This window comes from uncultured Caballeronia sp., assembly GCF_964243625.1.
Taxonomy (GTDB): Bacteria; Pseudomonadota; Gammaproteobacteria; order Burkholderiales; family Burkholderiaceae; genus Caballeronia.
In genome coordinates this window covers 1-4902 of record NZ_CAXTGZ010000465.1, presented here as the reverse complement: position 1 = coordinate 4902, position 4902 = coordinate 1, and the positions used below count along the sequence as shown (strand labels likewise).

Sequence of the window (4902 nt, the reverse complement as noted above, 5' to 3'; positions counted from 1 at the left end):
CATGCGTCGGAAATACCCGGCGCCATCGACGAAAACACGGCCCTCGCAATGATCACGCACGTGAACTATCGCACCGGCGCCATGCACGACATGGCCGCGCTCACGCGCATCATTCAAGACAAAGGCGCGCTCGCCGTCTGGGATCTCGCGCATTCGGCAGGCGCCGTTCCGGTCGACCTGAATGGTGCGAGCGCGGATTATGCAGTCGGCTGCACCTATAAATACCTGAACGGCGGACCCGGATCGCCCGGCTTCATCTGGGTGCCAAAGCGTCTCCAGGATGCGTTCTCACAGCCGCTTTCCGGATGGTGGGGCCACAGGAAACCGTTCGATATGGTTCCCGAATACCGGCCGGATAATGGCATCGGCCGCTTCCTGTGCGGCACGCAACCCATCATTTCAATGGGACTCGTCGAATGCGGCCTCGACGTCTTCGCGCAAACCAGCATGGCCGCGTTGCGCCGCAAGTCGCTCGCGCTAAGCGATCTGTTTATCGATCTCGTTGAGACGCGGTGCAGCAAGTTTCCGTTGCAGCTCGTGACGCCGCGCACGCATGCCGAGCGCGGATCGCAGGCGAGCTTCGAACATCCGCACGGTTATGAAGTCATGCAGGCGTTGATCGCGCGGAATGTAATCGGCGATTATCGCGAGCCGCGCATCTTGCGTTTTGGCTTTACGCCGCTTTATACGCAATACGTCGATGTGTGGGACGCCGTGGAGACCTTGCGCGATGTGCTGGAAACCGAGGCCTGGCGCGCACCCGAATATGCGGAACGCGGCGCGGTGACCTGAGCTTGAGGAGAACGCGCGATGACCCAGATAAACGAAAACAATGATGCCGGCGCGTGCCCGATGGGCCATGGCGCCTCTGTTGAAAAGACAGAAGGCTGGCACGACGCCCAGCTCGACTTCGCGCAGTCCATGAGCTACGGCGATTATCTGTCGCTTGGCACGTTGCTCTCGGCGCAACATCCGTTGTCGCCGGATCACAACGAGATGTTGTTCATCGTGCAGCATCAGACGAGCGAGCTCTGGATGAAGCTCGCGCTCTATGAATTGCATGCGGCGCTTGCCGCCGTGCGCCGCGATGAACTTCCTCCGGCGTTCAAGATGCTCGCGAGGGTATCGCGAATACTCGATCAGCTCGTGCAGGCGTGGAGCGTGCTCGCGACCATGACGCCATCTGAATACACCGCCATGCGGCCTTACCTGGGGGCATCGTCGGGATTCCAGTCGCATCAGTACCGGCAAATCGAGTTCCTCCTCGGCAACAAGAACGCGCAGATGCTCAAGCCCCATGCGCACAGGCCGGAGATATTTGCAGAAGTGAAAGCGACGCTCGATGCGCCCTCGTTCTACGATGAAGTCATCCGCTTGCTTGCACGCCGTGGTTTTCCGATTGCGCCCGAAAGGCTCGAACGCGACTGGACCCAGGAGACCACGCATGATGCGAGCGTCGAAGCCGCGTGGCTCGAGATCTATCGCAATCCGAGTGAGCATTGGGAACTCTACGAGATGGCCGAAGAACTGGTCGATCTCGAAGATTCTTTCCGGCAATGGCGCTTCCGTCATGTGACCACGGTCGAGCGAATCATTGGTTTCAAGCAAGGCACGGGCGGCACGAGCGGCGCACCTTATTTGCGCAAGATGCTCGACGTGGTTCTGTTTCCGGAGCTTTGGCACGTCAGGACCCTGCTTTAGGATCGCACGAAATTCCGAGCGGCGATTGACGGTTCCGGCACGCGCAGCGCGTTCGCCGACTTTCCCCGATAATGACCCGCATGAAAACACTCCCACCGCCCTCCAACGTCCGGCGCCTGTTGCTCGCGCTGCCCGCAGCATGGCTGTTGGCGTCCTGCGCGATGCCCGGCGCCTCATCGTCCACATCGACCTCCCCATCGCTTGATACCGCCATCTCCGCGCCTTACCGCGGCCAGAAAGCGCAAGCCCGCGATGTCTACCGGCACCCTAAAGAGACCCTCGAGTTCTTCGGTGTTGCGCCAACGCAAAGCGTGCTGGAGATCGCCCCGGGCGGCGGCTGGTACACGGACATCCTCGGGCCTTATCTGAAGGATCGCGGCACCTTGTATGAGGCCGAATACGTTGGCGCGGGCTCGTTGCCTGAAGCCGAAGCCCGGAGCAATGCCGCGTTCGAACAAAAGCTTGCATCGAACCCGGCGATATACGGCCGAGTTCCGTTCGGCACGTTGCAGTCGGGACAGTTCGTCGGCTTGCCTGCGGGGTTGCAGGTCGATCGCGTGCTGACCTTCCGCAATATCCACAACTGGATAGAAGACGGCCAGATCGACGCGAACATGCGCGCTTTCTATTCAGTGCTGAGACCTGGGGGCGTGCTTGGTGTGGAAGAGCATCGCGCCAGGCCGGGAACGCCGCTGCAACAGATGATCGATACGGGTTACCTCACCGAAGCCTACGTGATCCAGCATGCGCAAGCCGCCGGTTTCAAGCTCGTCGCAAGCAGCGCGATCAACGACAATCCCCGCGACACGAAGGATTACCCGAACGGCGTCTGGTCACTGCCACCGACATATCGCGGCGGCGATGTGGATCGTGCACGCTTCGCGGCGATCGGCGAATCGGATCGCATGACGCTGCGCTTCGTCAAACCCTGAGCCACCGCCCGCTCATGACCAACGTCATCACATGGACGTCGCCTGCCCGCGTAAGGCGAGGGTTGCTTGCGCTCGTAGCGGTTTTGTCGGTAGCGGGCTGTACGGCGGACACCCGGTCCGCTGAACCTCAAGGCACAAGCATGACTCATCATACGGCTGACGGTTACGAGAACAATTACTCGCCGCTGCCACGCGCGTCACTTTTGAAATGGCAATGGGAGCGCCTCGTCAATGGCTTGCCGAAGCCGCCGGCAAATGGCTATCACTTCCCCGTGGATCACCCGGATGTTGCCTGGATCAAGGCTAACCGGACCGAGACCACGCTCACGTGGATTGGCCATGCGACCGCACTATTGCAGATGAACGGCGTGAACATCATCACCGATCCCATGTTTTCAAAGCGCGCATCGCCGTTCCAGTTCATCGGTCCGGAACGCAAGGTGCCGCCGGGACTTGCGCTGGCTGATCTGCCGCATATCGATATCGTCCTGATCTCGCACAATCATTACGACCACCTTGATACCGCGAGCGTCGAGCAATTGAACAAACAGGCAGGCGGCCCGCCGCTGTTCCTCGTGCCGATGGGCATCAAGTCATGGATGCACGACAAGGGCATCGACAACGTGCAGGAACTCGACTGGTGGAACGAGACGCACGCATCAGGACTCGAAGTATTTTTCGTTCCGAGCCGGCACTGGTCAGCGCGCGGCATCGGCGACCGGCAAAAAACCCTTTGGGGCGGCTGGGTCGTCAAAACGCCCGAAGGCAACGCGCATCCGTTCTCGTTTTATTTCGCCGGCGACACCGGATACTCGCCGGACTTCAAGGATATCGGCAATCGGTTTGGCAGCTTTGATCTATCGCTGATTCCGATTGGCGCTTATGCGCCCGAGTGGTTCATGCGTCCGCAGCACGTCAACCCGTTTGAAGCGGTACAGATTCACGAAGATGTCCATTCGAAGAAATCGATAGGCATTCACTGGGGCACCTTCGAACTCGCCGATGACCCGCTCGACGAACCGCCGCGTCTGTTGAAACAGGCCGTGAAGGAAGCGGGCTTGCCGGAAGATGCGTTCGTGGTCCTGCGTCATGGGCAGATGATCAAGCTTGGCGACGCTAAAACACCGGGACCGTAGCTTGCGGGAAAGAGGGTTCAAACGAATAACACACAAGGATAACCATGATCGAAGTCCATCACCTGAACGAATCACGCTCGCGCCGCATCACCTGGCTACTCGAGGAACTCGGGCTCGACTACACCGTGCATGTGTACAAGCGTGATCCGAAGACGCGGCTCGCACCGCCGGAACTGGAAAAGATCCATCCGCTGGGCAAGGCGCCGGTGATTCGCGATGGCGATGAAGTGATCTTCGAGTCGGGCGCGATCATCGAGTATCTGGTTCGCAAGTATGGCAACGGGCGGCTCGCGCCGGCGCAGGACACGCATGCATTCAACCAGTACCTGCAATTCCTGCATTACGCGGAAGGCTCCGCCATGCTGCCGCTCATGCTCAAGCTTTACACGGGCAGGCTTGGTGAAGGCGCAGCGCCACTGCAGCCGCGCATCGAAAGTGAAATGAAGCGGCACCTGGGCTTTCTCGACAAATCGCTCGAGGGCCAGGACTATTTTGTCGGCAATGAACTGACCGGCGCGGATATCCAACTGTCCTTCGCCGTTCAGATGGCCGTGAAATTTTGCGGCGACGACGCCTATCCGAACCTGACCGCGTTTGTGAAGCGCATCGAAGCGCTTCCTGCGTATCGGCGAGCGATAGAGAAATCAGGCGAATAAGCCGCGCTTAATGTGGCCGCCGATGATTCAGCGCAATGAACACGGCCATCAGAACCAGAAACGCAACCACCAGCAAGCTGGCGTTGAGCAGCACATGCGGATACCCAAGCTCGCCGACATCAATGAACGGGTAAGGGTAAAAGTCCGACGTGCTGCCGCGCCATAACGTGACGCACAAGTAGCCCAGTGGATAGATCAGCCAGAGCAGCGTCTTGTGCACGGTCAGATGAAAACGCGGCACGAACAGCACCCAGTACATCGCCGATAAAAACGGCACCACGGTATGCAGGCATTCGTTGAGCACCGCCCGGTACCCCGACGGCGTCCACAGGTATCGCAGCAAGAGGTTATATGCGAGCCCCACGAACACGATATAAACCACGACCGCTGTAACGACCGGAGGTTTGCGGAAAAAACGTCCCACCGGCGTTCCCGCCCTCGCCGCCACGCATGAAAAACAGATGGCGACCGCGAAGA

Annotated in this window: 6 protein-coding genes; 5 read left to right on the top strand and 1 reads right to left on the bottom strand. The window is 59.5% G+C overall.

Annotated elements, in window-relative coordinates; translation table 11 throughout:
* The 5 genes from ACFFAR_RS24795 to ACFFAR_RS24775 form a co-directional block, all read left to right on the top strand.
* On the top strand, positions 1–792 hold a 792-nt coding region (locus ACFFAR_RS24795), incomplete at its 5' end, for an aminotransferase class V-fold PLP-dependent enzyme (RefSeq protein ID WP_174365088.1).
* A gap of 18 nt (positions 793–810) precedes the next feature.
* Complete coding sequence (kynA, locus tag ACFFAR_RS24790; protein ID WP_174365087.1) at positions 811–1701, top strand: tryptophan 2,3-dioxygenase; 891 nt, start codon at positions 811–813, stop codon at positions 1699–1701.
* 71 nt (positions 1702–1772) lie between these two features.
* On the top strand, positions 1773–2633 hold the full coding sequence (locus ACFFAR_RS24785) for a class I SAM-dependent methyltransferase (protein WP_174365086.1): 861 nt from the start codon (positions 1773–1775) through the stop codon (positions 2631–2633).
* Positions 2634–2773: 140 nt separating this feature from the next.
* Entirely contained in the window at positions 2774–3769 is a 996-nt protein-coding gene (locus tag ACFFAR_RS24780) for an MBL fold metallo-hydrolase (RefSeq protein ID WP_375508630.1), read from the top strand.
* A 44-nt stretch (positions 3770–3813) separates the two neighbouring features.
* Positions 3814–4425 (top strand): glutathione S-transferase N-terminal domain-containing protein, encoded by a 612-nt coding sequence (locus ACFFAR_RS24775; RefSeq protein WP_174365728.1) that lies wholly within the window; start codon positions 3814–3816, stop codon positions 4423–4425.
* A 7-nt stretch (positions 4426–4432) separates the two neighbouring features.
* Here ACFFAR_RS24775 and ACFFAR_RS24770 read toward each other — a convergent pair.
* Positions 4433–4902 (bottom strand): Pr6Pr family membrane protein (locus ACFFAR_RS24770; protein WP_174365727.1); only part of this gene is annotated, 470 nt, incomplete at its 5' end.

Coding starts and splice junctions, on each gene's coding strand:
- kynA (WP_174365087.1), top strand. CDS start 811: ATGACCCAGATAAACGAAAACAATGATGCCGGCGCGTGCCCGATGGGC.
- ACFFAR_RS24775 (WP_174365728.1), top strand. CDS start 3,814: ATGATCGAAGTCCATCACCTGAACGAATCACGCTCGCGCCGCATCACC.
- ACFFAR_RS24780 (WP_375508630.1), top strand. CDS start 2,774: ATGACTCATCATACGGCTGACGGTTACGAGAACAATTACTCGCCGCTG.
- ACFFAR_RS24785 (WP_174365086.1), top strand. CDS start 1,773: ATGACCCGCATGAAAACACTCCCACCGCCCTCCAACGTCCGGCGCCTG.